This window comes from Actinospineispora eucalypti (assembly GCF_039543365.1).
GTDB classification, from domain to species: Bacteria; Actinomycetota; Actinomycetes; order Mycobacteriales; family Pseudonocardiaceae; genus Pseudonocardia; species Pseudonocardia eucalypti.
This window is the reverse complement of sequence record NZ_BAABJP010000015.1, coordinates 553,297-578,642: the sequence shown is the minus strand read 5'-3', so window position 1 is coordinate 578,642 and position 25,346 is coordinate 553,297. Positions and strand designations below refer to the sequence as shown.

At 71.4% G+C, this 25,346-nt stretch carries 19 protein-coding genes, 1 tRNA gene and 1 other RNA gene; 7 read left to right on the top strand and 14 right to left on the bottom strand.

The window, feature by feature from the left end; all coding sequences use genetic code 11:
* Positions 1 to 67 precede the first annotated feature (67 nt).
* Together ABEB12_RS18790 and ABEB12_RS18785 are read right to left on the bottom strand one after the other, a co-directional pair.
* On the bottom strand, positions 68 to 4,186 hold the full coding sequence (locus ABEB12_RS18790) for an ATP-binding protein (RefSeq protein WP_345702941.1): 4,119 nt from the start codon (positions 4,184 to 4,186) through the stop codon (positions 68 to 70).
* Positions 4,183 to 8,205, bottom strand: coding sequence for an nSTAND1 domain-containing NTPase (locus ABEB12_RS18785; protein ID WP_185059130.1), 4,023 nt, complete (start codon positions 8,203 to 8,205; stop codon positions 4,183 to 4,185). Before ABEB12_RS18785 ends, ABEB12_RS18790 begins: the two co-directional genes overlap by 4 nt.
* Positions 8,206 to 8,268: 63 nt before the next feature.
* Here ABEB12_RS18785 and ABEB12_RS18780 point away from each other — a divergent pair, with 63 nt between their 5' ends.
* Positions 8,269 to 8,922, top strand: coding sequence for a sigma-70 family RNA polymerase sigma factor (locus ABEB12_RS18780; protein WP_185059131.1), 654 nt, complete (start codon positions 8,269 to 8,271; stop codon positions 8,920 to 8,922).
* Positions 8,923 to 9,035: 113 nt separating this feature from the next.
* Positions 9,036 to 9,437: a transfer-messenger RNA gene (ssrA, locus tag ABEB12_RS18775) on the top strand.
* Positions 9,438 to 9,668: 231 nt separating this feature from the next.
* Here the strand turns inward: ssrA and ABEB12_RS18770 are convergent.
* The gene (locus ABEB12_RS18770; protein WP_185059132.1) at positions 9,669 to 10,505 is read right to left on the bottom strand and encodes an IniB N-terminal domain-containing protein; all 837 of its coding nucleotides are present in this window, start codon (positions 10,503 to 10,505) and stop codon (positions 9,669 to 9,671) included.
* Between the two features lie 56 nt (positions 10,506 to 10,561).
* Entirely contained in the window at positions 10,562 to 10,930 is a 369-nt protein-coding gene (locus ABEB12_RS18765; protein ID WP_185059133.1) for a hypothetical protein, read from the bottom strand.
* 215 nt (positions 10,931 to 11,145) lie between these two features.
* Between ABEB12_RS18765 and mshB the strand changes: the two genes are divergently transcribed.
* The 4 genes from mshB to ABEB12_RS18745 all read left to right on the top strand — a co-directional run bounded on the left by mshB (position 11,146) and on the right by ABEB12_RS18745 (position 14,431).
* A complete protein-coding gene (mshB, locus tag ABEB12_RS18760; RefSeq protein ID WP_185061131.1) occupies positions 11,146 to 11,979 on the top strand; it encodes an N-acetyl-1-D-myo-inositol-2-amino-2-deoxy-alpha-D-glucopyranoside deacetylase in 834 nt (277 codons plus the stop codon).
* A 38-nt stretch (positions 11,980 to 12,017) separates the two neighbouring features.
* Positions 12,018 to 13,175, top strand: coding sequence for an MFS transporter (locus tag ABEB12_RS18755; RefSeq protein ID WP_345702924.1), 1,158 nt, complete (start codon positions 12,018 to 12,020; stop codon positions 13,173 to 13,175).
* Positions 13,176 to 13,283: 108 nt separating this feature from the next.
* Positions 13,284 to 13,742: a MauE/DoxX family redox-associated membrane protein gene (locus tag ABEB12_RS18750; protein WP_221497859.1), complete on the top strand. Its 459-nt coding sequence runs from the start codon at positions 13,284 to 13,286 to the stop codon at positions 13,740 to 13,742.
* Between the two features lie 2 nt (positions 13,743 to 13,744).
* The gene (locus tag ABEB12_RS18745) at positions 13,745 to 14,431 is read left to right on the top strand and encodes a thioredoxin domain-containing protein (RefSeq protein ID WP_185059136.1); all 687 of its coding nucleotides are present in this window, start codon (positions 13,745 to 13,747) and stop codon (positions 14,429 to 14,431) included.
* A gap of 106 nt (positions 14,432 to 14,537) precedes the next feature.
* On the opposite strand, the gene ABEB12_RS18740 is transcribed toward ABEB12_RS18745, so the two are convergent.
* Entirely contained in the window at positions 14,538 to 15,890 is a 1,353-nt protein-coding gene (locus ABEB12_RS18740) for an AMP-binding protein (RefSeq protein WP_185059137.1), read from the bottom strand.
* Between the two features lie 85 nt (positions 15,891 to 15,975).
* On the opposite strand from ABEB12_RS18740, the gene ABEB12_RS18735 reads away from it, so the two are divergent.
* Positions 15,976 to 16,051, top strand: a tRNA-Ala gene (locus ABEB12_RS18735).
* Here ABEB12_RS18735 and ABEB12_RS42140 read toward each other — a convergent pair.
* The 9 genes from ABEB12_RS42140 to ABEB12_RS18695 all read right to left on the bottom strand — a co-directional run bounded on the left by ABEB12_RS42140 (position 16,002) and on the right by ABEB12_RS18695 (position 25,339).
* Positions 16,002 to 17,879: a recombinase family protein gene (locus ABEB12_RS42140; RefSeq protein ID WP_425572257.1), complete on the bottom strand. Its 1,878-nt coding sequence runs from the start codon at positions 17,877 to 17,879 to the stop codon at positions 16,002 to 16,004. The two genes, ABEB12_RS18735 and ABEB12_RS42140, sit on opposite strands and share 50 nt — an antisense overlap.
* A gap of 85 nt (positions 17,880 to 17,964) precedes the next feature.
* Positions 17,965 to 19,485, bottom strand: coding sequence for a tyrosine-type recombinase/integrase (locus ABEB12_RS18730; protein WP_185059138.1), 1,521 nt, complete (start codon positions 19,483 to 19,485; stop codon positions 17,965 to 17,967).
* Positions 19,485 to 19,715 (bottom strand): helix-turn-helix domain-containing protein, encoded by a 231-nt coding sequence (locus ABEB12_RS18725; protein WP_185059139.1) that lies wholly within the window; start codon positions 19,713 to 19,715, stop codon positions 19,485 to 19,487. The genes ABEB12_RS18730 and ABEB12_RS18725 overlap by 1 nt, the downstream gene beginning before the upstream one ends.
* 155 nt (positions 19,716 to 19,870) lie before the next feature.
* The gene (locus ABEB12_RS18720) at positions 19,871 to 20,188 is read right to left on the bottom strand and encodes a hypothetical protein (RefSeq protein ID WP_185059140.1); all 318 of its coding nucleotides are present in this window, start codon (positions 20,186 to 20,188) and stop codon (positions 19,871 to 19,873) included.
* 136 nt (positions 20,189 to 20,324) lie between these two features.
* Entirely contained in the window at positions 20,325 to 20,957 is a 633-nt protein-coding gene (locus tag ABEB12_RS18715; protein WP_185059141.1) for an antirestriction protein ArdA, read from the bottom strand.
* Positions 20,958 to 21,005: 48 nt separating this feature from the next.
* Positions 21,006 to 22,031: a DNA-methyltransferase gene (locus ABEB12_RS18710; RefSeq protein WP_345702923.1), complete on the bottom strand. Its 1,026-nt coding sequence runs from the start codon at positions 22,029 to 22,031 to the stop codon at positions 21,006 to 21,008.
* Positions 22,028 to 22,981 carry a replication-relaxation family protein gene (locus ABEB12_RS18705; protein WP_345702922.1) on the bottom strand — a complete coding sequence of 318 codons (954 nt, stop codon included), beginning with the start codon at positions 22,979 to 22,981 and terminating at the stop codon, positions 22,028 to 22,030. Before ABEB12_RS18705 ends, ABEB12_RS18710 begins: the two co-directional genes overlap by 4 nt.
* Positions 22,978 to 25,155 (bottom strand): type IV secretory system conjugative DNA transfer family protein, encoded by a 2,178-nt coding sequence (locus tag ABEB12_RS18700; protein ID WP_185059143.1) that lies wholly within the window; start codon positions 25,153 to 25,155, stop codon positions 22,978 to 22,980. The genes ABEB12_RS18705 and ABEB12_RS18700 overlap by 4 nt, the downstream gene beginning before the upstream one ends.
* The gene (locus tag ABEB12_RS18695; RefSeq protein WP_185059144.1) at positions 25,148 to 25,339 is read right to left on the bottom strand and encodes a hypothetical protein; all 192 of its coding nucleotides are present in this window, start codon (positions 25,337 to 25,339) and stop codon (positions 25,148 to 25,150) included. Before ABEB12_RS18695 ends, ABEB12_RS18700 begins: the two co-directional genes overlap by 8 nt.
* Positions 25,340 to 25,346 lie beyond the last annotated feature (7 nt).

The following is a 25,346-nucleotide window of genomic DNA, read 5'->3' as shown; positions in this document are numbered from 1 at the left end:
CAAAGCCTAGCGCGGCACGCGCTTGCCGAGCGTGCGCCCAGTTCGGCGCACGCGGGTCATCTAGTGCTCATTGGCACGGAGGGTCAGTGTCCGCGCCGGGCGGCAGCACCTTTGTCTCGGCCGGGGTGAAGGGGCGATCCGCGACCGCGCAAAGCTTGTCCCGCCATGCTGACGCGGACAGCGGCACCTCCAGCCGCTGCTCGTCCAGGCCCAGCTCGAGCACCAGGGTCCGGCCCTCGCCGGTCATCCGCCCCGGCTTCATCGGCGGGTCGATGGAGCCGGCCTCACCGCCGGTGTCCAGGTCCAGGAAGGTGACCGAGTTGTACATCCCGAGCTCGTTGCCGAACACCACCAGGTAGCCGTCCGGGTCGAACCCGGCCAGCTCGCCGGCGTTCGGGGCCGGGATCGGCGGCCCGGCCGGCACCGTGTCGTCCACGTTCCACAGTCGCACCGCCCGGTCCTTGGTGAGCACCGCCAACCGGTCACCGGATCGGTCGAAGACGGCCACGTCCGCCCCCTTGCGGGCCAGCTCGGGGTTGATCTCGGCCGGTAGGGTGGCCAGCTTGCGGCCCTCGGGCACGTTCCACACCTGCACCGACATGTCGCGGGTGAGCACCGCGACCTGCCCGGGGTGACCGGGGCGCGCCCAGATCTGGGGCGTGATCCCGGCCGGGGCGTTGGTCGGGCCGGCGGGTTCCAGCGGTACCGGTGCGCCGTCCGGCTTGCCGGTCGCCGGGTCCCACGCGGTCAGCACGCCGTCGTTCAGCGCCAACAGCCGTCCGCCGTCCGCCTCGGACTGCACGTCCAGCACGAAACCCCGGGACGGCGCGGACGGGGGCGGCAGGTCCGGTGACCTGGCCGGCAGCCGGAAACGGCTGACCGGGCGCAGCTCGGGCAGGGCGTAGGCGGTGGCCTCGACGGTGCGGTCCTGCTGCCCGGTGACCGTCCACACGCGTGCGCCGTCGAACCCGGCCACCGTGGTACGCGGCGGCAGGTCGTGCACCGCGCCGAGCTCGCGACCGGTGGCCCTGTCCCGCACGGTGAGGTCCGAGCCGGAGCGGTTCACCCGGAGGTTCGCCGTGGTGTCCAGGTAGTCGCCCTGGCCCAGCTGGTCCGCGCCGACCGACGGCTCGGTACTCAGCCGCAGCACCGAGGTGCCGACCCCGAGCAGCAGCGAAGGGCGCCCGTCCACGGTGACCACGCCGGGCACCCTGAGGTCGGCGAAGGCCGCCGTCGAGGTGAGGCCCAAGCTGGTCGGCCGCAGGTGGGGCAGCGTGGTCTCGCGGACCTCGCCGGTCTGCAGGTTGGTCAGCGTGATCACGCTGCCGTGGTCGCCGTCCAGCGTGTTCCGGGTGCTGATCAGCCAGCCCTGGTCCGAGGACAGCACGACCGAGTAGCAGCTGCCGCCGCGCAGCCCGATCCGCCGGGGCGGGTCCGGCGAGCCGATCACGCTGGTGGCGAAGATGTTCGTCGCGTTCGGACCCGAGCTGTCCGGGTCGCAGGTGAGCAGCCGGGAGCCGGAGACGACGGCCAGCTTCGGCTGCTCGCCGAGGTCGGATCCGTCGACGAGGGAGCGCAGCGTCTGGCGGTCGGCCGGCCGGTCGGGGGTGGGGCGGGTCCGCACGCCGGCCACCTTGGGGTCCAGGGTGAGCTGTACGTCGGGCCGGTCCGCCTCGGCCAACGGGCCGAGCCCGTGTGCCACCAGCTCTCCGGTGCGCATGTCCTTGATCACCAGGCGCAGCTGCCCGGGTGCGTCGCGCACCAGTGCGGCCAGCCGCTGGCCGTCCGGCGAGTAGCGCAGGCCGAACACGGTGTCCGGCGGCCCCACCCCGGGTCCGGGCAACGGCCGGGCCGGTGCCTCCGGGTTCGTCAGCTCGTACGCCAGTATGGCCCCGTCCGGGGCGACCCCGACCAGCTCCCGGCCGTCCGGGCTGACCGCCAGCTTGCTCTTCGGCAGGTTCGTGACCTGCCGGTAGCGGGGCGCGGTGCCGTTCACCCCGGAGAGGACGCCCAGGTCGGTGCCGGCCTGCACCAGCGCGATGTCCCCCCGGACCGGCGCGGAGTCGATCGGCGCCGAGGTGAGGTTCGGCAGCACCGCATCCACGGAGCGCATCGCCAGGTAGGCCCGCGCCAGCGCGGTGCGGGCCCGCGGGTTCCTCGGGTCGGACCGGTAGGCGGCCAACGCCAGCTGGGTGCCGGCCACGGGGTCGTCCGGCAACCGGGCCAGCGCGGCCCGGCCGATGCTGTCCGCGTTCGCGGCGGCCAGCCGGGTGGCGATCTGGTTGGAGTTGTACACGGTGACCGTGCCGAGCACGGCGGCGCCCAGGGACAGCACGGCCAGCGCGGCCGCCACCACTCGCCACCGGCGTACCTCCCGGCGCTGCCGCGCGGTGCTCCGGCGCACGTAGTCCAGGTCCGCCGGCGTCAGGTCGGCCCGGCGGGCGGACAGCCACTCGGTGGCGGTGGCCAGCGCGGTGCCGCGCAGCAGCGCGCCGTGCTCCTTGCTCGCCGCCTCCCAGCGTTGCCGGTTCGCGCCGAGCTGCTCCCGCCAGGACAGGAAGTCGCGGTCCTCGGCCAGCCAGTCGCGCAGCCGGGGCCAGTGGTCGATCAGCGCCTGGTGCGCCAGCTCGACCAGCTCGCCGCCGGGCGGTCCACCGACGACCAGCAGCCGGTCCCTGGCCAGGCCCGGAACCAGCTCGTTCTGGGCCGGCGGCAGCTGGTTGAGCGGCACCGCACGGCGGGCGAACCGGTCGCCGTGCAGCAGCTGGTCCGGGCGGGCCAGCGCGGTGCACAGCCGGCGCACCTCGGCGCGCGCCGGTTCGGGCAGCCGGGCGATCACCCGTTCCGCGTGCTGGGCCACCGCGCCGGCCACCCCTCCGGCGGCCCGGTAGGCGTCCAGCGTCAGGTAGCCGCCCTCGCGGCGCTCCCACAGGTCCGCGAGCAGCGCGGCGACCAGGGGCAGCTGTCCCGGCTCGGTGCCCGCGTCGTCCAGCAGCCGTTCCACCAGGCCTTCCTCGAAGCCCAGCCCGGGTGGTTGGTCCGCCGGCCGGACGATGGCCTGGCGCAGCTGGTCACGGTCCAGCGGGGCGAGCAGCAGCGTGCCCGCCTCCAGCGTGCCGGCCAGCTCGGGGGTGAGCAGCTCGTCCAGCGCGGCCCAGCGCAGGGTCAGCGCGGCCCGCACCCGGCCGTTCCCGGTGAGCCGGACGATCCGGTCCAGCAGCGCGCGGGCGGCCCGAGGGTCTACCGAGGCCAGTTCCTCGAACTGGTCGACGACCAGCAGCGTCGGACCGGCGCCCGAGGCGAAGGCCAGTACCTCGTCCGGCCGCACCCCGGGCAGCGCCCGCAGCTCGATGATCCGGGTGCCCTCGGCGCGCAGCCGGGGCACCAGCCCGGCGCGCAGCAGGGAGGACTTGCCCGCGCCGGACGGCCCGGCCACCGCGACCACCGGCAGCCGCCGGCTGGCCGCGACCAGCCGCTCGATGTCGGCGTCCCGGCCGAAGAACCGCCCGGCCTGAGCCTCGTCGAACGCCCGCAGTCCCCGGTACGGCGAGGGCAGCGACTCCGGATCGAACCCGAGCACCTCCGCGATCGGCATCAGCCGGGCCGGGTGCCCCGGCGGGCCGGGCACGGTCATGCCGATCACCGCGCCGGCCGCCGTGTCCCACACCGGCGTGCCGGCGAACCGCGCGGAGACCGGCTGTTCCCCGGGCGCGCTGCGCAGCAGCCCCAGCCGGCCGTTGCCTCCGACCGGCTGGAACTCGCCGGTCGACCACACCCCGTCGATGAGGCCGGCGGGGAAGCCGAGCACCGAGAAACCCCGCCGGACCAGTGAGTCCGCCCGGCGCAGCGGCGGCATCCGGACCCCGGCGGGCGCGGGCGCGGTGAGCCGCAGCAGCGCGCCGTCGCCGGTGCCGTCCGCGCGCGGTGGTGTCCATCGTTCGACGCGCGCGCTCAGCCGGGCCCCCGACCCGTTCCTGACCAGCGGGAAGTCCAGCCACACCGCGCCGGTTGGTGGCGCGGGGGAGGCCGGGTCGGTGCCCAGCGCATCCGCGACCACCCGCGCGCAGGTGGCCACCCGGTCCGGGCCGACCAGGAACGCGCCGCCGACCACCTCCCGGGTGCCGAGCCACACCCGCGCCGCCGCACCGGCGACGGCGGCCGCGTCCCGGTTCGCCACGGCGGTCATGAGCACGGCCGGTCGATGTCGGTTCCATCCGGCAGCAGGGCCCGCTCGGCCTCGGTGAACGGCCGGTCCGCGACCGCGCAGAGCCGGTCGCGCCAGGCCGGCGCGGTGACCGACAGCTGGCCGGGCTGAGTGGAGACGCTGCCGGTCAGACCCTGGACGGACAGCCGGATCTGACGCCCGTCCTCGGTGCTGCTCGTGCTGGGCAACCCGGCCAGCATCATCGACCCCGCCTCGCGGCCGGTGGCCAGGTCCAGGAAGGACATCCGGCGGTCGGAATAGGACCAGGTGAGCAGGTGACCGTCGTCGTCGACGCCGTAGATGCTCTGGTCGGGCGCCGGGAGGGCCGGCCGGGCCAGCCCGATGGGCGACAGGTTCCACACCTCCAGGGTTCGGGTGTCGGTCTGCACCACTATCTGGTCGCCGGAAGGGTCGAACAGGGCCACGCAGCCGCACCGGGCCGGCACGGTGCCGATGATCTTCGCGGTGTTCAGGTCCCACAGCTGGATGGACATGTCGTTGGTCAGGATGGCCACCTGGTCGGGGTGCTTCGGCCGGGACATCGCGCTGGTGAACAGGCTGGCGAACCGGATCGCCTTGGGGTCGGTGGCCAGTTGGATCGGATTGCCCACCGGCGCACCGGTGGTCCGGTCGAACGTGTACAACCAGCCGCCGTTGGCGACCAGTAGCCGGTTGCTGTCCGGCACCGGCGAGACCTGGATGCGTTTGTGCAGCGGGCTGGTGGTCGGCTCGCGTGGGGAGGTGCCGTCCGGGTGCCGGTCCGGGACCTCCACCGAGGTGATCCGGCGCAGGTCGGGCAGCTGGTAGCGGGTCATCACCCAGCTGTGGTCCTTGGGGTCGACGGTCCAGATGGAGTCACCGTCGATCTCGGGGTCGTAGAAGTTGGCGTCCAGTCCGTCGATCTGCCCGAGTCGCCGCCCGGTTTCCCGGTCCACCACCGCGACCCCGTTGTGGTACATGGCCAGCACCAGCGAGTCGGAAAGGCTGACCGCCTCCCGCCGGGGCGGTTCGGCCCGGTCCGGCGCGGCCGTCGTGCGCAGCCGCAGCAACGCGCCGCCCTGGGCCAACAGCACCGACGTGCGGCCACCCGAGGAGACCACCGCCAGATCTGAGCTGGGCCGGAAGACCGGTGTACTGGAGGGCTGGCCCGGGTTGACCGATCGGGGCGCGAGCACGTCCCGGGCCTCGCCGGTGGCGATGTTGGTCAGCCGCAGCGTCGTGTAGTCCGCCCCGGGAAGGCCCGCCGAGACGTCGTCCACCAGCCACCCGCCGTCGCCGGAGCGCAGCCGCCACGCGCCGCAGCCCGACTCGGCGGGTTGGGTCCGGGGCGTGCCGGTGCCGCCCAGCGGGGTGATCGCCAGGGTCTGGTAGTCGGCGCAGGACACCGCGAACGCGCCCGAACCGGCCACCAGCGCCCCGTCCGGCAGGGTGGCCACCTCGGAGCCGTCGGTCAGCGAGCGGAGCACCAGCCGGGAGCCCTGGCGGTCCTGCGACCCGTACCGCACCAGCGCCCGGTCCGGGTCGGCGGTCGGCCACGCCGCCGTGGCCTCCGGGGGCAGCTGGCCGAGCCGCCCGGGCAGCTCGGCGCCGGTGCGCACGTCCCAGGTGCGCACCTCGAACCCGCCCGCCCCGGTCTGCACGACGGCCTGCAGGCGGTCCCCGGCCGGCGTGAACAGCGGCTGCAGCACGCGCGACCCGCCGGCGATGGTCCTGGGTCCGGCGTTCCCGGTCAGCTCGCGCACCCGCAGGCCGACGCCGCCCGGCCCCGGGTAGGCGAGCAGCCGGCCGTCCGGGCTGAGCGTGACGGCCTGGTCGCCCGGGACGTCGGGCAGCTCGGAGTGTCGAGGGGTTGGCCCGGCTAGGCCGGTGACCAGCACCGGGTGCGGCGTGGTCTGCAGGACGGCGGTGTCCCCGGCGGCCAGCAGCGCGTTCACCGGGTTGGCGGTCAGGCCGGCCAGCTCCAGGTCCACCGACCCGAACGCCAGGTAGGAGCGGGCCAGGGCGGTGCGGGCCTGGGCGTTGTCCGGGTCGGAACGCCAGGCGGCGAGCGCCAGCTGGGCGGCCAGCGCCGGGTCGGTCGCCGCGCGCGCCTGCGACTGGAGGCCCAGGGTCTCCGCGTTGGCGGTGGCCAGCTGGCCGGCCAGCACCTGGCGGCGGTTCACCGCGTACACCGACAGCGTCGCCGCGAGCAGCGCCAGCACGGCCAGGCCGGCGGTGACCGCGCGCCACCGCCGCACCTCGCGGCGCTGCCGGGCGCGGCCCCGGCGGACGAAGTCCCGGTCCACCTCGGAAACCTCGTCGCCCCGGCTCGCGGTCCACTCGATGGCGGCGGCCAACGCGGTGCCGCGCGGCAGCGCGCCGTCGTCGCGCGCGGTGGCCTCCCACTGCTTGCGCTGCTCCTGCACCCGGGCCCGCCAGGAGAGGAACTCCCGGTCGTCGGTCAGCCAGTCGCGCAGCCGGGGCCAGTGGTCGATCAGCGCCTGGTGGGCCAGCTCGACCACGTCCCCGTCGGCCACCAGCAGCCGCCCGGCCACCAGCGGCCCGACCAGCGCGCGCTGCTCGGCGGGCAGCTCGGCCAGTGACACCGGGCGACGGGTGAACCGTCCGGTGGCGTCCGGCCGGGCCAGCGAGGTGAACAGCCTCCGGAGGGGGTCGGGGTGGGTCTCGATCGACTCGAGCACCCGCTCCGCGTGCTGGCGCAGCGCCCCGGCCACCCCACCGGCGTCGGCGTAGCCGCGCAGCGTCAGGTAGCCGCCCTCGCGGCGTTCCCACAGGTCCGCGAGCAGCGACTCCACCAGCGGCAGCTGGCCCGGCTCGGTTCCCGCGTCGTCCAGGATGCGCTCCACCAGCCCGGGTTCGAAGGCCAGCCCGGGCGCCCCTTCCGCCGGCCGCACGATCGCCTCGCGCAGCCGCGCCCGGTCCAACGGGGCGACGAGTACGGTGCCCGCCTCCAGGGTCCGCGCCAGCCGCGGGGTGAGCAGCTCGTCCAGCGCGGCCCAGCGCATGGTCAGCACGGCACGGGTGCCTTGCGCGACGACCCGCTCCAGCAGCCGACGCGCGCCGGCCGGGTCGGCGCCGGCCAGCTCCTCGAACTGGTCCAGCAGCAGTACCTGGTTGCCGTTCGCACGGGGTTCGGGATCGCCCGGCCGCAGGTCCACGATCTCGGCTCCACCGGCCCGCAGCCGGGGCAGCAGCCCGGCCCGGACCAGCGACGACTTGCCCACCCCGGACGGCCCGGCCACCGCGACGACGGGTTGCCGGGCGACCGCGTCGACCAGCCGCTCGATCTCCGCGTCCCGGCCGTGGAAGGCGTGCGCGTGCTCCTCGCCGAACGGGCGCAGCCCCCGGTAGGGGCAGGGCAGCAGCTCCGGGTCCTGCCCGAGCACCTGATCGATCGGGATCAGGTAGGCGGTGGTGGTGTCGCCCCGGTCGGCGGCCACCGTCATGCCGACCACCGCGCCGGACTCCACGTGCCACACCGGCGCGCCGGAGAAGCCGCCTTCGATGCGCCGTTCGCCCGGTGTGCTCTGCAGCTGGAACCAGCGGGTGCCCTGCTCACCCCGGATCAGGCCGGTGGACCACACCCCGTGGGTCCCGCCGTCCGGGAAGCCCAGCACCCAGAAGCCCTGCCCCCACAGCTGTTCGATCCGGCGCAGCGGGGGCATGCGGGCCGCTTCCGGGGCGTCACCCCGGCGAAGCCGCAGCAGGGCGAGGTCACCCGAGCCGTCCTCGGCGATCGGGGTCCAGCCCGCCACCTGTGCGGTGGTCCTTACCGGCGCGCCTTCCTCGTCCCTGATCAGCGGGAAGTCCAGGTGGACCGGCGCCGTCGGTGCCGCCGGCGAGTACGGATCGCCGCCCAGCGCGTCGGCCACCACGTGGGCGCAGGTGGCCACCAGGTCGGTACCCACCAGGAATGCGCCGCCGACCGCTTCGCGCCCGTCCGCCAGCACCCGCAGCACCGCACCCGCGACGACGAGATCGTCCCGTTGCGCGCCTGTCATCTCGAGCGGTCCCCCATCCGCCGACCCGGCAGCCATAATGACATCAGGGGAGGGGTCCTAACCATGAGCGAAGTCGATCTAAAGGAAGATTTCGGTCAGGTCGGCGCACTGCTGCGGCAGCTCGCGGAGCTGGGCGAGGGCACCGTGCTCGGCCTGCCCGCCGCCGGACGCGCCGGCATCCGGCGGGTGTCCAAGGCGCTGGCCGAGGAGTTCGAGCGGCGGCTGTCCGACGCCTACCGGGACCGCGCGCCGATCCTGGTGCGGTACGCCACCGGCAAGGTCGGGGACCGGGGCCGCGCCGAGGACGTGGTGCAGCGGGCCTTCGAGAAGATCGTGCGCCGGCACAAGGGTGACCGCCCCGAGATCAGCAACCTGGAGGCCTACCTGCACACCGCCGTGTGCAACGAGGTGAACCGGGAGCTGCGCTCGGTCATCCCGGAGCGGCAGAACCTGGCCAGCCTGCCGGACCCCTCGGACGACCGACCCGAGCTGCCCAGCCCCCGCCCGGACGTGTCCGCCCAGGTCGCCGACGCGCTGGCGCTGCGCGCCGCCCTGGCCGAGCTCCCGCCGAGGGAGCGAGAAGCGGTAGTCATGCGGATGCAGTGGGAACTCTCCGTGGCCGAGGCGGCCGAGCTGATGCAGCTCAGCTCCGGCGCGGTCAAGCGCTACACCGCTGACGGCCTCCGCCGCCTCCGCGAACGCCTGGCCGCCGCCTGACGGTCGCTGGCCACCGAGCAGTTGACCCAGGTCACGGCCCGGTTCGGGGAACCGGGATGATCCGCAAGCGCGGAGGCGTTACCCTGGAGAGGTTGGGCAACCAACGATGACCAGGGGGTGAACGGTTTCGACTTCGGACGTTGATCAAGGGGAAGCGTGTCGAGGAAGGCGACGATGATCTCGTTAACCACCCGTCGCAAACCAATTAAGCGCCAACAATGTTGTCGCCAGGCCGTTTGTTGCTTCGAACCAGGGCGAGGTCACCCTCGCCGGTTAGTTCTTAGCTAGGCCTTGTCGGCCCGGGATTGTTCCCGACCCGGTGTCCGGCATCAGCTAGGGGACTTACCGCTCGACCCGGTCGCAGGGGTCGGACGGGAAATCAAACAGCGACTGGGATCGTCACACCGGCTTGTTCGCGGGACCGGTGGATCCAAGCAGAGACACAGCGGACTGCACACGGAGAAGCCCTCGTGAAGCGCCGGAGGACCCGGGTTCGATTCCCGGCACCTCCACTCTGGGGTGCTCTGTTCGCACAGAGCGCTCACCTGATCGTTCCGGGTTACGTCGGGGGACCGAGTCCCCCGACACCCCCTACGGTGCGAGCTTTGCCGGACCCAGCGTGGGGGCGGCAGGCGCCACCAGCGCCGGTTTACTGCCGCCGCGAGACGCGAGCCTTTGGGTGCGGTGCGGTGCTGTGGTGGGCCGGCGCCGTGGGGGAGGGCGGGCCGGCCCACCTTGGGGAGCGGCTAGCTCACGTCGACGTTGTGGCTGTCGGTCTGCTCGTACTGGTTGTTCGAGTTGATGTCGTCGTGGCTGTCGGTGCGCGAGTTGTCCTCGTAGTTGGAGTACTCGCTGTTGTCCTGGCTGCTCTGGTCCACGCCCTGGTCGGCGTAGCCGCCGCTGCCGGCGGTGTTCACCGCGGTGTCGCCGTCGCCGGAGTTGTGCACCGAGGTGTTGGTGTCGTTGTCGCTGTTGTAGCCGGACGAGTCGCCGCCGACGGACATGGAGCCGCCGTCGCCGAAGTTGGCGTGGCCGATGTCGGAGCTGGTGGCGTCGCCGGAACCGAAACTCGTGGTGTTGTCGTCGCCGGTCACCGCCTGGTTGTTGTCGCCGACCACGTTCCCGTCGCCGGTGGTGATGTCGCTGTCCCGGATGTCCCCGCCGGCCGCGACCGCGCCGTCCCCGGAGGCGACCACCGGGTCGTTGTCGATCACCTGGTCGAAGTCGCCACCGTCGGTGTCGATGTCCTGGTGCACCGAGTTGTCGATGTTGGTGCTGTGGTCCTCGACGGTCGTGTAGTTGTTCGTGACGTAGTTGTTCAGGTAGTCGGCGCCGTTGTCGTCGCCGTGGTCGGCGCGAGGCGGCGGCGGGTAGTGCACCGCGTGGCCGCCGCCGTTGTGGTCGTGGCCGGGGGCGTGGTCGTCCGCGATCAGGGTGAGGGCGTCGTTCACGTCGGCGGCGGTCAGGTTCTCGAAGCCGTGGTCGGCGGCGTAGCCGTTCGGGTCGTCCTGGAAGTCGGCTCGGGCTTCCGGGTCACGGAGCAGGTCCATGATCCAGTCCAGCAAAGAGGTGGTTTCGGGCACGGGAGATCTCCAAAAGGTTTTGGCAACGAATAGAACCGGAACTCAGACCGGTCCGGTCACTGCCGAAAGACCTGGAGAACCTGGGGTGCATGGGCCGAGTGCGCGTCCGCCCGCTCGAGCGGGCCCGCGGCCAGGGCCAACGTGGTGACCGGCGCCGCGGCACCGACCGGGGCGCCGGCCGGGCCGGTGACCGGGTCGTGCCCGACCGGCCGGGTCGGGGTGCCCCGGTCCGCGAGCGCCTGGGTGCCGTGCAGCGGCAGCAGGTGGCAGTCGTGCGGGCCGCCCCCGCCGTCCGTACTGCTGGACGCGACCTCCGGGGCGAACCGGGCCGGGTCGGCGACCAGCTCGCTCGCCGGGGTGAGGGCGAAGCCGGCGAGCAGCGACCAGGCGACCACCGTGGTGATCAACCGAGCCAGCCTCGCCACCTGGTTCCTCCCACGTTCCCGCCGAGCCGGCCGCCGAGCTTAAGGCATGTCCCGCGGATCATCCAGCCGGCTGCGCGGCGCCCAGACGAATGCCTCACGGCGTTGTCGGCATAGATCCACGGGACATGCCTTGGCGGTCGGAAATAACCCGCGCACCGGCGGAAGTTGTCAGGGGTATGTGGTCGACTGATGGCATGGCGCAAACCCGGCGGCTGATGTTGGTGCACGCCCACCCGGACGACGAGGCGATTCCCACCGGAGCCACCATCGCCCGCTACGCCGCCGAGGGCGTGCGGGTGTGCCTGGTGACCTGTACCCGGGGCGAGCGGGGCGAGATCGTCGAGCCGGAGCGGGACCGGCTGGGCGCGCTCACCCCGGAGAAGCTGGCCATTCACCGGGAGACCGAGCTAGCCGACGCGGTGGAGCTGCTCGGCATCGCCCGGCACGAGTGGCTCGGCGGCGCCGGCCGCTGGTGGGACAGCGGCATGGTCGGCACCCCGGAGAACGAGGACCCGAGGGCGTTCGCCCGCGCGGACCCGGCCGAGACCACCCGGGAGATGGTGCGGCTGCTGCGCGAGGAACGCCCCGAGGTCGTCGTCACCTACGACGAGCACGGCGGCTACGGCCACCCCGACCACATCCAGGCGCACCGGGTGACGATGGCCGCACTGGACCCGGCCGCCGACCCCGACTACGCCCCCGAGCTGGGCGAACCGTGGCGGGTGGGCAAGGCGTACTGGTCGGTGATCCCGCGCGAGGCGGTGCTGCGGATGGTCGAGGAGTTCGACTTCCCGATCTCCGACGACATGCCCGGCGTGCCCGACGAGGTGATCACCGCGCGGGTGGACGGGCGGGACTACCGGGAGACCAAGGTGGCCGCCCTGCGCGCGCACCGCAGCCAGGTGGACCTGGTCAGCGGGTTCTTCAGGTTCATCGTGGAACGGCCGGAGTTCGGCTACGAGCACTTCCAGTTGGTGCGCGGGGAACGCGGTCCGGCCGGCGCCAACGAGCAGGGCTGGGAAGACGACCTCTTCGCCGGCTTAGGGTGACGCGGGAAAGACCGACGCCCCTGCCCAGCGAGGTATGGGTGCTGGTGGGGGCGGCCTTCCTGGTCGCGGTGGGTTTCGGGTTGGTGGCGCCGGCGCTGCCCACGTTCGCCCGGAGCTTCGACGTCGGGGTCACCGCCGCCAGCGCGGTGATCAGTGCGTTCGCCGTGTTCCGGCTGGCGTTCGCGCCGGTCAGCGGGCGGCTGGTGAACCGCTGTGGCGAGCGCACGGTGTTCCTGCTCGGGCTCGGCGTGGTGGCGCTGTCCACGGCGGCCTGTGCGTTCGCGCAGAGCTACTGGCAGCTGCTGGTGTTCCGCGCGGTGGGCGGCATCGGTTCGACCATGTTCTCCGTGTCGGCGGTGTCCCTGCTGATGCGGCTGGCCCCGCCGGACGGGCGGGCCCGGGCGTCCGGGGTGTGGTCGGTCGGCTTCCTGCTGGGCAGCATCACCGGCCCGCTGTTCGGCAGCGGGCTGGTGGCGATCAGCCTGCGCGCGCCGTTCCTGGCCTACGCCGCCTCGCTCACGGTGACCGTGCTGGTCAGCGGCCTGCTGCTGTACCGGTCGGAACTGGCCGGACGGGCGCCGGAGGAACCCGGTGAGGGCGAGGCACCGAGCGGCGTCCGGGTGGCGCTGCGGCACCCCGCCTACCGCGCCGCCCTGGTGTCCAGCTTCGCCAACGGGTGGGCGGTGTTCGGCGTGCGGATCTCGCTGATCCCGCTGTTCGTGGTGGAGGCGCTGCGCCAGCCGCCGGGCTGGGCCGGCATCGCGCTGACCTTCTTCGCCGGCGGCAACGCGGTGACCATGCCGCTGGCCGGCCGCTGGGCCGACCGGGTGGGGCGCAAACCGCCCCTGCTCACCGGGCTGCTGGCCACCGGGGTGGCCACTGGGGCGCTGGGCTTCGTGGACTCGCTGCCGGTGTTCGTCGCGGTGTCCCTGCTCGGCGGGCTGGGTAGCGGGCTGATCACCCCGGCGATGGTCGCCTCGGTGGCCGACCTGATCGGTCCCCGGGGGCGCGGCGGGCCGGTGCTCGCCGCCTTCCAGATGGTCTCCGACCTGGGCGGGATCATCGGCCCGCTGGTGGCCGGGATGCTGGTCGAGTCGTCCGGGTACGAGGTCGCGTTCCTCGCCGCCGGCGCCGTCCTGCTGCTCGGTTTTGCGGTGTGGCTGCGCGCGCCGGAGACGCTCAGTCGGTCCCATTGATCACATGCGCACCTCGATCCCGTTGACGAGCCGGTCAAACCGTCCGGCTAGGCTGCGCCCGTGTCGGTCGTCGAGGCGTCAAAACCCACGCGTGGCCAGTCGTTCTGGCTGGACGTGGTGGGCACCGTGGCGCGGCTCGGGCTGGCCGCCGTCTGGCTGATCTCCGGCGGCATCAAGGCCGCCGACCCGGCCCAGACCTGGGTGGCCGTGCACGCCTACCGGGTGCTGCCCGAGATGGGCGTCGAGGTGGTGGCCGCCGTGCTGCCCTGGTTCGAGCTGGCGCTGGGCGTTCTGCTGGTGATCGGCGTCGGTACGCGGTTGGTCGCGGTGCTGTCCGGGCTGGTGCTGCTGGCGTTCATGGCCGGCGTGACGCAGGCCTGGGCGCGCGGGCTCTACATCGACTGCGGCTGCTTCGGCGGCGGCGGCGAGGTCGAGCCCGGGGCCACCCAGTACGGCACCGAGCTGCTGCGGGACGCGGGATTCCTGCTGCTCGCGGCCTGGCTGGTGGTTAGACCGCGCTCCCTGTTCGCGTTGGATGCGCGACTGTCCCCCGAAGGAGGCTCGTAGAGGTGGCTGGGACCAAGAGCGGCGGCCGCACGGCGATCTACATCGTGCTGGGCGTGCTGGTGGTGGCCGGGTTGGCCGGCTGGTCGTTCGCTTCCTTCCGGAGCGGCGGTTCGGGTGGCGCGGGTGGCGACGCGAACTTCTCCGCCAGCGTGCAGGGCGCGCTGGTGGTGGCGGGCAACAAGAACGCGCCGCACACCGTGGACGTCTACGAGGACTTCATCTGCCCGTTCTGCGCCCGTTTCGAGTCCGAGCACAGCGCGGACATGGCGAAGGCGGTCAACGACGGCAAGATCCAGGTCCGGTACCACGTGCTGGGCTTCCTGAACAAGTACAGCAACCCGGCCGGATACTCGCTGCGCGCCGCGAACGCGGGCGTGTGCTCCGCCGAGGCCGGCGTGTTCAGCGCCTACCACAAGAAGCTGTTCGACGAGGCGCCCGCCGAGGGTACGGCCGGCTTCTCCGACGCGGAGCTGGTCCAGAAGGCGAAGGACGTGGGCGCCCCCGCGACCATCGAGAAGTGCATCACGTCCGGCAAGTTCACCAAGGTGATCGCCAGCGAGACCGAGCGCGCGACCAAGGACGCCTCCCTGAAGAGCGCCCAGGGCCGCTTCGGCACCCCCCGGATCACCGTGGACGGCAAGGTCGTCGAGGACACCGACGGCTCCTGGCTCTCCGACATCACCAAGTAGCTCATATCGCGGGTTTTCCCGGGCTGTGTCGCGGCTTTTCGCGGTCTTGCTGACGGTCAGAATGAGCGACATGGCCTGGTGAAACCCGCGATATGGCTAGGTGGGGTTAGGTGAGGGAGTTCCACGGGGTGGGGAGTTCCTCGCCCTCGGCGACGCGGAGCAGGCGGCGGGCCTTGCCGACCTCGGTGCGCGGCACCGTGCCCGGCTCCACCACCCGCACCGCGCAGCCGACGCCCAGGCGCTCCCGCAGCGCGTTGGTCAGCTCGGCCCGCAGTGCCTCGGCGGTGGCGGGGTCGGCGCTCATCGGCTCGGCGAACACGCGCAGCTCGGCGCGCGCCGGGACGCGCCGGTCCTCCACGATCAGGTAGTGCGGGCTGACCCGCTCGTCGGCCAGCAGCACCGCCTCGATCTCGGTGGGGAAGACGTTCACCCCTCGCACCACCAGCATGTCGTCCGCCCGGCCGAGCAGCTTGCTCATCCGGCGCAGCGTGCGGGGTGAACCGGCCGCCGGACCGGCCAGCGTGGCCACGTCCCCGCTGCGGTAGCGCAGCAGCGGCATGCCGGTCTTGGTGAGCGTGGTGAACACCAGCTCGCCGGGCGTGCCGTCGGGCACCGGGTGGCCCGAGGCGTCGATCGCCTCGACGTAGAAGTGGTCCTCGGCCACGTTGAGCAGGCCGGCCGAGTCCAGCGACTCGCAGGCCACGCCCGGGCCGATGATCTCGGAAAGCCCGTAGATGTCCAGCGCGCGGATGCCCAGCAGCGACTCGATCTGCTGGCGCATGCCCTCGGTCCACGGTTCGGCGCCGTGCACGCCGACGCGCAACGACAGCGACGCGGGGTCGGTGCCGGCGGCCCGCAGCGCCTCGCCCAGGTAGATGGCGTACGACGGGGTGCAGCAGAGCACGTCGGGGCGCAGGTCGGCGAGGACGCGCAGCTGGCGGTCGGTCATCCCGGCCGACATCGGCAGCACGGTCGCGCCCAGCCGCAGCCCGCCGTGGTGCACGCCCTGCCCACCGGTGAACAGCCCGTATCCGTAGGCGACCTGGATCACGCTGTTTCGCGTGGCACCCGCGCCACCGAGGGCGCGGGCCATCACGTCGGCCCAGATCGCCACGTCGGCGGCGGTGTACGGGACCAGGGTCGGCCGGCCGCTGGTGCCGGAGCTGCCGTGGATGCACACCACGTCCGCCCGGGGCACCGCGAGCAGGCCCCACGGGTAGTGCGCCCACAGGTCCGGCTTGGTCACCGTGGGGAGCTTGGCCAGGTCGTCCAGGGTCACCTCGGCCCCGGCGGTCACGCCGGCCGTGCGCAGCCGGCCGGCCTGCTCGCCGTCCGCGCGCAGCAACCGGTCGACCAGCTCGCGGAGTCGCCGTTGCTGCAGGTCGCGGCGTTGCTCCGGCGGGCAGCCCTCGGCGTCCGGGTCGACCAGGGGCGGTGGCGTGAGCGAGTCGGTGGTCACGGCTGAGAGCGTAATGCGCCTCGGCCCGGAGTTGAGGCCCCCAAATGTCGGTCACCGTTGGCGTTGGGGTAAGTTATTCGCTATTGGGGCTGTGGCGCAGCTGGTAGCGCATCACACTGGCAGTGTGAGGGTCAGGGGTTCGAGTCCCCTCAGCTCCACCAAAACGTTCTCGTTCAAACCCCGACCTCCCACAGAGGTCGGGGTTTTGCTTTCCCCGCCCAGGACAGCCTCACCTGCCTCAAACCCAGTCGGTTCGGCATTCGAACCCCTGACCCTCGCTCGGACGGCCGTCAGGCCGTCCCCGCCCAGCAGCGCCGCGAACGGCTCAGTCAGCTCATAGCGCTCCACCGTCCCGTCCTGGGCAATCCACAGCCGCTTGTAGAACCCCTGGTTCATCTGCCGCTTCACAAAGTCCGGTGCCCGCCGGTACTGCACGTTGCACTCACCTGCCACCGCCAGTGCCTGCTCCAGCACGGCTTCCACCTCGGCCAGATGCTTGCCGCTGACTTCAACCTGCCGTTCGGCCGCCGTCATAGCCCGCGTCAGCCGGTCCATCTCCGACTTGAGCAAGTCAAGCGGCACGGCACCGGCATAGTGCGCCCGCATTAGGGCGGCTCGCTCTTCGCCGAGCTGCTGCAGACGGCGGTTGGACCGCTCGGCCTGCTGGTGGGCTTCGGCACTCTCGCCGGCCAGCTCAGCGTGGACGCCGAGCCGGATGCTGTGCACCGTCTCGGGCGGTAGCTCAAGCCGCTGGTACAGCGCCAGAATGCCGTCCTCGATCCGCTCGACCCGGATCGACCGCCGCGTGCAGTGAACCTTCTCGTGGTGGCGCTTGGGGCAGATGAAGTAGTTGAAGGTGCCGCCGTGCCGTCCAGTGGCGCGGTTGAAGATGAGCCGCCGGCCGCAGCCGCCACAGAAGATGGTGCCACGCAGGTAATGGGTGTGGACGCGGTCCTTCTCGCCGGCATGGGCGTGCACTGCCAGCACGTCCTGCACTGCCAGCCACAGCTCCGGTGTCACCAGTGCCTGGTGCTTGCCCTCGTAGGTCGCGCCCCGGTAGGACACGACGCCCATATAGTAGGGATTACGGAGCGTGTTCAGTAGCGACGTCATGCTGACGTCGCGTTCCGGCCGCCGGGCAGTCGGCCGTGTCGTCAGGCCTTTCTCCTGGAGCGCTTCCGCCAGTTGCAGGGATGTCCAGTCACCCGTGGCGTACTGCTCAAAAGCCCACTTCATGAGTGGTGCCCGCTGCGGGTCGACGATGACCGTTGAAACCGCGATGCCGTCGCGGTACTCCCGGAAGGGCAGATAGCCGAGTGGCGGCCGGAACGGCGTGCCGCCCTCTTGTGCCTTGGCGATCATGCCCTTGAGCACCTCTTGCGCCAAGTTGTCGGAGTAGAACTGCGCCATGTCGGCCATGATGTTGTAGAGGAACTTGCCGGACGGCGTATCCGAGATGCTTTCAGTACAGGACACCAGCTCGCAGCCGGCTTTGCGCAGCGCCATGTTGATAGCGACGTCGTCGAGCCGGTTGCGTGCCAAGCGGTCAATCTTGTGCACGATGACGTAGCGTGGCCGCTGCTCGGCGATATCGCGCAGCATGCGTTGCAATTCCGGCCGGTGGGCCGACTTGGCTGACTGGCCGGCGTCAATGTAAATGCCGCCGACCACCGCGCCGAGCTGCTCGGCCTTGGTGACACCGGCGGCGCGCTGGACAGGGATGGAATAGCCCTCTTCACCGCCGCCGGTACGGGCCTGCTCACGGGTACTGACCCGGACATAGATAAAGGCGATGTCAGCAATGCCGGCGTTGTCAGTGAATGGTTGTGTCTGCTGGCCGCTGCGCAGCACCGCGTCCGCAGCCCGTCTGAGGGCTGGACTCTCGTCGTCTTGCTGGCTGGTCCGCAGCTCATCTATGACGCGGCGCCGGCTGTGGCGCCGCTGGTCAGCTCGGCGTGATTGATCGTCGGATTCGCACTCGCGGGACATTCCGCCTCCTCGGCGACTGATCCTTTTGGAACGACATGTCAGACGGTATTTCGATTCGTTCCATTGTCGCAGGCGGAAGCGGACGTCAACAATAAAGGCCAGGCTGGCCTGGGTGGATAGCAGTTGGAGGCATTTGAATAGCAGTGATTTGAGAACCAGGCTCACTGACACTGACGGCTAAGCTGACGGCAACAACGCCAAGTACGTGCACGCGCGTTTGTGAACGCGCAACTTCTCTGACGAGATTGACGCGAGCCAGCGCGCTACCTCCAGTCTTGCTGAAGAGCCTTGTGTCCCCAGTTCGAGTCTGGGAGGAGCCACCAGAAAGATCATTGAATAGAGCGCCAACCTGCCAGAGGTCGGCGCTCTTTTTTGTGCCCGGCGGCGGCCGTCGGCCGGCGGCGGCAAAATGGTCTGACGGCTGTTCTTGACGGCAACGCGGACGGTCGTTGCCGTCAGCAGGCTGCTGGAAAAGGTGCTGTTCAACCTTGGTGAGGGCCTGTCGTTTGCTGGCGATGTCGACGTGGGTGTATAAGCCTGTCATGCGTACGTCGCTGTGGCCGAGCACCGCCTGAATATCGCGGGCGTGCACCTGGAGGTCTTTTTGCGTCGTCGCGTTGGTGTGGCGCAGCCCATGCAAGGTGATCCGGCTAAGGCCGTGGTGTTCGCAGATGCGTCTGAACGAACGGTAGACGTTGCGCGCCTCGATCGGTCGCCCGCTGCGCGTGGTGAAGACCAGCTCGTTGCCCTCGCTCGTACCCGCCCAGCCGGTGCCGGCCGCTAGTCGGTCGGTCGCTTGCTGTTCGCGCCGTTCGTTCAGCACGGCAACGGCGGTAGCCAGCAGGGGTTCGTCGCGGCTGCTGGTCGCGGTCTTGAGTTCGACTGCACGCATTGCGCCGTCGATTCGCTGGACCTGTTGCCGGATACGGAGTTCGCCACGCGCAAAGTCGACGTCGCGCCAGCGTAGGCCACGCGCTTCACCGCTGCGTAAGCCGTACAGGATGAGCAGCACAAACAGCGGGTACAGCGGGTCGGAGGCGGCAGCCTGTAAGAAGCGGTGGACTTCGGCCGCGTTCCAGTATTCGGCCTCCCGCGCGCGATAGTTCGGCAGCTCAACCAGCCGTGCGACATTGCGCGTGAGGAGTTCGGTACGGACCGCGTAGGTGAGCGCGGCGCTCAGGACTTTGCGGATCTGGTGGATACTCGCTGGTGATTGACCAGCCTGATACAGGTTGTCAAGGAACTCCTGCACGGTAAGGACGGACAGGCCCTCCAAGCTGTGTCGCCCGAGCCCTGGCTTCAGGTACAGCCGGGTGACGGCTTCATGGCGGCGGTAGGTCAGCGGGCGGCGCCGAAGCTGTACTGCGTGGGCCAGCCAGTAGTCCAGGTACGCGGCTACTCGCCACGCCTTATCTGCCACGGGTATGCCTTGAGCCTGGCGGGTTTTCAAGCTGGTGAGCTTTCGCTGTACCTCGGCGCGACTGCCGGCGTAGATGCGGACCCGCTTGCGCTGTCCGCCGGTGGTGCGGGCATAGAACGCGCCTTCCCAGCGGCCGTCCTGGCGCCGGTAAACCGAGCCTTCGCCGTTGGCGTTTCTCCCGGCCATTACCGGTCGCCCTCGTCGGTTTGGCTATTGATAAACCGAGCGATTGCATCGGCGGGGATCAGCCGCCGCCGGCCGATCTGCACCGTGGTGAGTTTGCGCTGTTGAATTAGCCGATACAGCAGCCACCGGCTGATACGCAGGTGCCGGCAGGCCTCGTCAATCGTCAGCAGCTGTGGCGCGGCTGGTGGACTTGGCTGGTTGCCGGATGAGTTATGGTCTGCGGATTGCATAGCGATATCCTCCCCTCTATTTAAGAGCAGCTTGCTTAATTTGTGAACAGGCCTTCTGCGGGGCCATTCGGTGATGTTGGTAAAACCGGCAGGGAGTTCTCGAATCGCTGGCGGCGACTGCAAGAAGAACTCCCTGCCGGGAATGGCTGGCCGGGCTAGCTGCTGCTGGCCCCGCCGTCCTTGCCCCGCCGGTTCCGGCCGGTCGACGTGGTGTCGGCCTCGGCTGGAACCTCCGGAGCGGCGCTGTCACCGTTGCCAAACAGGGCGGTGATGGCCTGCCGGCGGATAGCGGCCTCGCGTTCAATTTCGGCGAGGGCGGCATCTGCCTGGCTGCTCAGTGACGTCTTGCGCTGCTCGATGTAGCCGATGACGGCGAGACGGATGATGTCCGTGACCGTCTGGCCTTCGAGCTGGGCAACGATCGTCAGCTGGGCGTACAGCTCGTCTTCGAGCCGGACAGCGGTGGTCTTCATGAGGCCACCGCCGGGCTGGCGGACGGGCTGTGTGTGGGGTGACGCATGGTCTCCTCCTCGGTTGGGTGCGGCCGGCGATTCCGGGGTTGGGATCTCCTGTTGGAAGCCGCAGGCCACCGACGAGGTGGCCCTTGGCTCAGGCGTGCAGTCGGAAGACGTGGATTTGTGATCGTTCGTCGTCCTCGACAACGTGGGCGTCATAGGTCAGTTCGCGGCCGAGGCCTTCGTAGTCGATGCGCAGGTGCGGTAGCAGTTGCTCGTCGACGTGTTCGTTGAGCTGGTCCCACCAGCCCCGGTCTTCGGCGACGGCTTGCGCCCAGGTGGCGACGTCGGGCCAGCTGCCGACGTAGTGGGCACCGAAGGCGGCGACGGCTTCCGGGCTGCGGCCCCAGGCCTCGACGTAGGCCACGAAGGCCCGGCCGTGGGCGGCGACGCCGCGGGCCAGCCGGCTGACGGTGGCCAGGTCCTCCCACTCGTCAATGTCCAGTCCCTCGAAGCAGCTGTGTTGGCGGATGCTGACGGTCGCGCCTCGGAAGGGCGACATGTCCAGCAGCTCGTGCTTGGCGGCTTCCAGTACTTTCGGGTCGGCGGTGGCGTCGAGCCACTGGCCGCGCTCGACCCGCTTGGCGGCGGCGCCGTTGTCGCGCAGGTAGATGCGCGGCGCGTCGAGGCTGCGCTCCGGGCTGCTGGCCGGCTCGGCGGTCTCCGGCGGGGTGTTGTCGTGCCAGTGCCAGGCTTCGGCGGTGTCATCGGTGGGGTGGTGTTCCATGGTGTTGCTCCTGCTTATTCAGTTGTTTTGGTGACCGACGGGCGTCGGTCAGGGGTGGCCCCGGGCCTGTGCTAGCCGCGCCTGGGCCAGCTCGACGTAGGCCGGGTTGAGTTCGATGCCGAGCCAGTCGCGCCGTTCCTGTTCGGCCACTAGCGCGACCGTGCCGGCGCCCATGAAGGGGTCGAGCACGATGCCGGGCCGCCAGTCGCCGCCGCAGTCGCAGCCGGCCCGCAGCGGGCCGCTGGCCAGCAGCCGGCCATTGACGCGCTGCTGAGCACGTCGCCACGGCACGCCGCAGCCGGTGCAGAGCCGTTCCGGGCAGGTCGCCAGCAAGGGCCGGCGCACCAGATCGAGCGGGAAGACCGCGAAGTGGGCGCCGCGGTAGGCGGCGGTCGGCAGCAGCCAGGCGTCGCCGGGGTTCTTGCCGAGCGGGTGGCTCTCCTGGCCGGCGGCTTTCAGGCTGGCCAGGCCCCGGTTGAGGTCGATGCGCGGCGAGCCGTGGAGCTGGGGCGCGGCGGCTGGCGGCGGGTAGACGGCGCGCTGGGTGGCCCGGCCGCTGTGCCTCGGCGTGGTGGCCGGCACGCGGATGGCGTCGAGGTCGAAGTAGTAGGTGGGCTGCTGGGTCAGCAACAGGATCGTTTCGTGGCTGCAGGACAGCCGGTCGGTGACGCTGCTCGGCATGGCGTTGCGCTTGGCCCAGATGACGTTGTTGCGCACCAGCCAGCCGTCCTCCTGCAGGGCGACGGCCAGCCGTTGCGGGCCGAGCAGCAGGCTCTTGCGCGGTGCGCCTTCGCGCGGGTGGCGGCTGTAGCCGTCGCCGATGTTGAGCCACAGCGCGCCGCCCGGTTTCAGCACCCGCCGCAGCTCGGCCGCCACGCCGACCAGCTCCGTCACCCAGCCTTGGACGGTCGGCTCGGCGCCGATCTGCCCGGCGACGCCGTAGTCCCGCTGTGCCCAGTACGGCGGCGACGTGATGACGCAGTCGATTGACGCTTCCGGCAAGCCGCGCAAGCGCTTCACCGCGTCGCCGCACAGGAACTGCCGCCGGGGTGCGTCCCCGGCCGCGCCGCTCACGGCTGGCCTCCGGCATCGTCGAGCCGGCGCAGCAGCTCGGCGCCCTGGGCGGCCAGGCCGACGCCGAACAGCGGCTGGTGTGCGGCGGGCAGGCTGGCGATGACGTCGGCGATCCGGGCGGCCCAGCGCGGTTTGCTGGTCAGCCACCAAACCTTCGGGAAGACGCCGGAGCGCTGTTGTTCCTGGCCGCTCTGCCAGTAGTCGACGTAGCGCCGGCACTTGCGGGCAATCGTCGGCCGGCTCTCGGTGCCTCGGTCGATCTCGACAAACGCTTGCTGCTCGAAGTCGCCGACACCGAGGGCCACGAAGGCATCCGGCTTAACGGCTTGGCGCCCGCCGGCCGGGCCGGCGAACCAGCGCCAGGCAGCCGGCTCGGTCTCGAACTGCAGCAGCTCAAGCTGTCCCTGGGCGTCCAGCGCATGCAGCTCGACGTACAGATCGGCGATCGCCAGCAGGTGGTTCTGGAAGGCCGGTTTGGTGTCCCAGATCATCCGGCCGCGCGGGACATGGACGTCACTGTCCGCGTCCAGCGCCAGTACGGACTGGCCGAGGCCGGACAGGGTATAGATCAGGCTCTCAGAGCCGCCGTGCTCGCCGCCGATCTGCCGTTCCAGCCGGACGACGGCGCCCAGCTCGGTCAGCCGCTTCAGCACCGCCCGGCCCCGGCGGGCACTGGTGGCCGGCTGGTCGCTGGTGATGTGCAGCTGTTGCAACTGGCGGCCGGTCATCAGGCGGAAGCTGGCCAGCGACCGCAGCACCGCCATGTCGCGCTCCGTCAGGCGGGCGCGCAGCGTCCGGGCACGGCCAGATCGGAGGTTCCCGCTCGTACCGAGCGGAACTGTCGGTACGACATCGGCAGCCTTACCGCTGGTGGAGGCAGCTTTTGATCCGAGGCGATCGGACGGGCGACCGGCTACCCCGGATGAAGACGAAAAGAACAACGAACTCATGGCTGCGGCCTCCGTCGTCGGCTGCCGATCGGGGCATCTGGCGCGCTGTCGGTCGGGTAGCACCGGGCACGGATGGCGTCGTCGATCTCCTGGCCGGGCCGGCCGTAGCGCTGCTGGCTGGCGCGGCGCAGCCGGGCGGCGCTGGCGATCGCCGCCGGCAGCGGTTCGGTGGCGAGCGTGAAGGCCGGGCTCGGCGCGTTGTCGACCAGCACGCGGGCGGCGGCCTGGTAGGCGCCGAGCCGCTCCAGGTCGGCCGCCGTGACACCGGCGCCGAGTACCGCCGCCAGTCCTGCGGCATCCTTCTGGGCCGGCCGGAAGACCACCCGGTTGCGGGCGTTGGCCAGCACCGCCGCCTGCAAAGTCGGCAGCAGTTGGCCGAGGTGCTGGTGGGCCAGCGTCCAGCCGACACCCAAGCCCCGCGAGGTGCTCAGCACGTCGCTGAAGTCCAGCGCGCCGGCAAAGTCCTGCCACTCGTCGACCATCACCGTGACCGGCTGGCGTTGCTTGGCCGGCGTGGCGGCGCGGCGCTGGATGGCGCGCCACAGCTGGCTCAGTACCAGCGTGCCGAGCAGCCGGGCGGTTTCCGGCCCGATCAGGCCCTTGTTGAGGTTGACCAGCACGATCTTGCGTTCATTGAACAGGGCGTCGAGCTGGAAGCCGGGCGCTGGCTGGCCGAGCATGCGCCGGATGGCTGCCCGGGTGGTCAGTACCCGCAATTTGTTCATGAGTGGCGCCACCACCATCGTCCGCTCGCGGTCGGACAGGGCGGCTTCGAAGCCGGCCCAGAACGGGCCGAGTACCAGCGGGTCACTGACGCCAGCCAGTACCCGCCGCCGGAAGCTGGCCTGGGTCAGCAGTGCCGGGACGTCAACCAGACTGCCGTCCGGCAGCCGGGCCGCCGTGATGAGGGCGTGCAGCAGGACATCGGAACTGCGCGGGCCGATGGCGCTGCCGAACAGCTCGCGGAACAGCGCCAGCAGCTCGTCAGCCCGGCGTTCGGCTTCCGCCGGCGGGCCGGCCAGCGGGTTGAGCCCCACCGACAGTGCGCTGTCCGACGGCTCGATAACGATCACGTCGTCGTGGCGCTCCGGCGGCAGCAGGCGCAGTACGTCGGTGACAAGATCACCTTTCGGCTCGACGACTAGCACACTGCGGCCGGCGGCGGCATCAGCGGCGATGAGCTGGGCCAACAGGGTCGACTTGCCGGAGCCGGTCGGCCCGATGAGGTGGCTGTGGCTCAGCGCCGCCTTGATGGGCAGCATCACCGCCCGGCCCCGGCTGGCGGGGTGCAAGCTGCGGCCGAGCAAGCGGCTGTCGGCTTCGCGCTCTGGCGGCACGAGCAGCGACGGCGGCGGTGGCGCCAAGCTCACGCCCCGGTTCGGCACCGCCGCGCCGTCGACCGGCCAGCCGATCAGGACCGCCAGCTCGCGGGCGTTGACCAGGCTCGACCAGGTGCGGCTGCTACCCATGACGTCGTGCAGCAGCCGGGCGGTGCGGCTCGACTGGTGGCTGCTCTTGAGCGGCACCTGCGGCCCGCTGGCCAGCCACAGCCCGGCTTGCAGGCTGCGCAGCAACAGCGCTGCCCGCTTCGGATCACCGACCTGGACGCCGATCCGGCCGCGCACCCCGAACAGCGGCTCAGCGACCTTGGTCTTCCAGAGCTGCTGCTCGCCGGCCGGTGGGTCGGCTTGGGTGAAGCCGAGGGCTGTCAGTGGTGGGACCACCTCCGGCGGTTGTCGGCGGCGGTCGTTGCTCGGGCCGACGACCCACTGCACCACCGCCTGTTCGTCGCCCGCCAGCTCGGCGGCCAGGTGGTACAGCCCGGCAGCCACGGCGTCGCCGGTGTCGAGCCGTAGCGGGTAGGCCAGGCCGGTGAAACGCACCTCGCGCGCCGTGGTCATGGGACGGCGGTCCGGTTCGGGCGCGGCGACCAGACTGAGGTCCGGCAGTTGCGCCCGCAGCTCGGCCGGCAGCGTCCGCGCCATCCAGCGGTCGCAGCCGAACAGCCAGCGCACTCCGTCGCGGCTCAGACGCAGCTCGAAGACGACGATCGGGGTCAGCCGCTGGACGAGACCCCGCCGCGGCCGGCCGGACAGCACCCGCAGCAGCCGGGTGACGTCGTCCAGCGTCAGCCGCTCCGGTGGGGTGGCGTCGAACCAGGCCAGGTCAGTCATGGCCGGTCTCCGCTGCCGGGCCGGCGGTCGGCTCGGTGTTCTCCGTAGTCGGCACGACGCTGCCGCCGCGCTGCCAGCGCACCAGTGCGATGCAGGCCCGGGCTAGCCGCCGCACCGCCGGCTGCTGGTGTGGCTCGCCCCGCACCGCCGGCGTATCGCCGTGGCCTGTTGTACTTTTCGCCATTTTGTTT

Bases quoted from the DNA above. Each gene is read 5' to 3' on its own strand.
- ABEB12_RS18730 (WP_185059138.1), bottom strand. From the start codon at position 19,485: ATGGCCGGGAGAAACGCCAACGGCGAAGGCTCGGTTTACCGGCGCCAG.
- ABEB12_RS18695 (WP_185059144.1), bottom strand. From the start codon at position 25,339: ATGGCGAAAAGTACAACAGGCCACGGCGATACGCCGGCGGTGCGGGGC.
- ABEB12_RS18780 (WP_185059131.1), top strand. From the start codon at position 8,269: ATGAGCGAAGTCGATCTAAAGGAAGATTTCGGTCAGGTCGGCGCACTG.
- mshB (WP_185061131.1), top strand. From the start codon at position 11,146: ATGTTGGTGCACGCCCACCCGGACGACGAGGCGATTCCCACCGGAGCC.
- ABEB12_RS18725 (WP_185059139.1), bottom strand. From the start codon at position 19,715: ATGCAATCCGCAGACCATAACTCATCCGGCAACCAGCCAAGTCCACCA.
- ABEB12_RS18715 (WP_185059141.1), bottom strand. From the start codon at position 20,957: ATGGAACACCACCCCACCGATGACACCGCCGAAGCCTGGCACTGGCAC.
- ABEB12_RS18790 (WP_345702941.1), bottom strand. From the start codon at position 4,186: ATGACCGCCGTGGCGAACCGGGACGCGGCCGCCGTCGCCGGTGCGGCG.
- ABEB12_RS18785 (WP_185059130.1), bottom strand. From the start codon at position 8,205: ATGACAGGCGCGCAACGGGACGATCTCGTCGTCGCGGGTGCGGTGCTG.
- ABEB12_RS42140 (WP_425572257.1), bottom strand. From the start codon at position 17,879: ATGTCCCGCGAGTGCGAATCCGACGATCAATCACGCCGAGCTGACCAG.
- ABEB12_RS18700 (WP_185059143.1), bottom strand. From the start codon at position 25,155: ATGACTGACCTGGCCTGGTTCGACGCCACCCCACCGGAGCGGCTGACG.
- ABEB12_RS18720 (WP_185059140.1), bottom strand. From the start codon at position 20,188: ATGAAGACCACCGCTGTCCGGCTCGAAGACGAGCTGTACGCCCAGCTG.
- ABEB12_RS18705 (WP_345702922.1), bottom strand. From the start codon at position 22,981: ATGAGTTCGTTGTTCTTTTCGTCTTCATCCGGGGTAGCCGGTCGCCCG.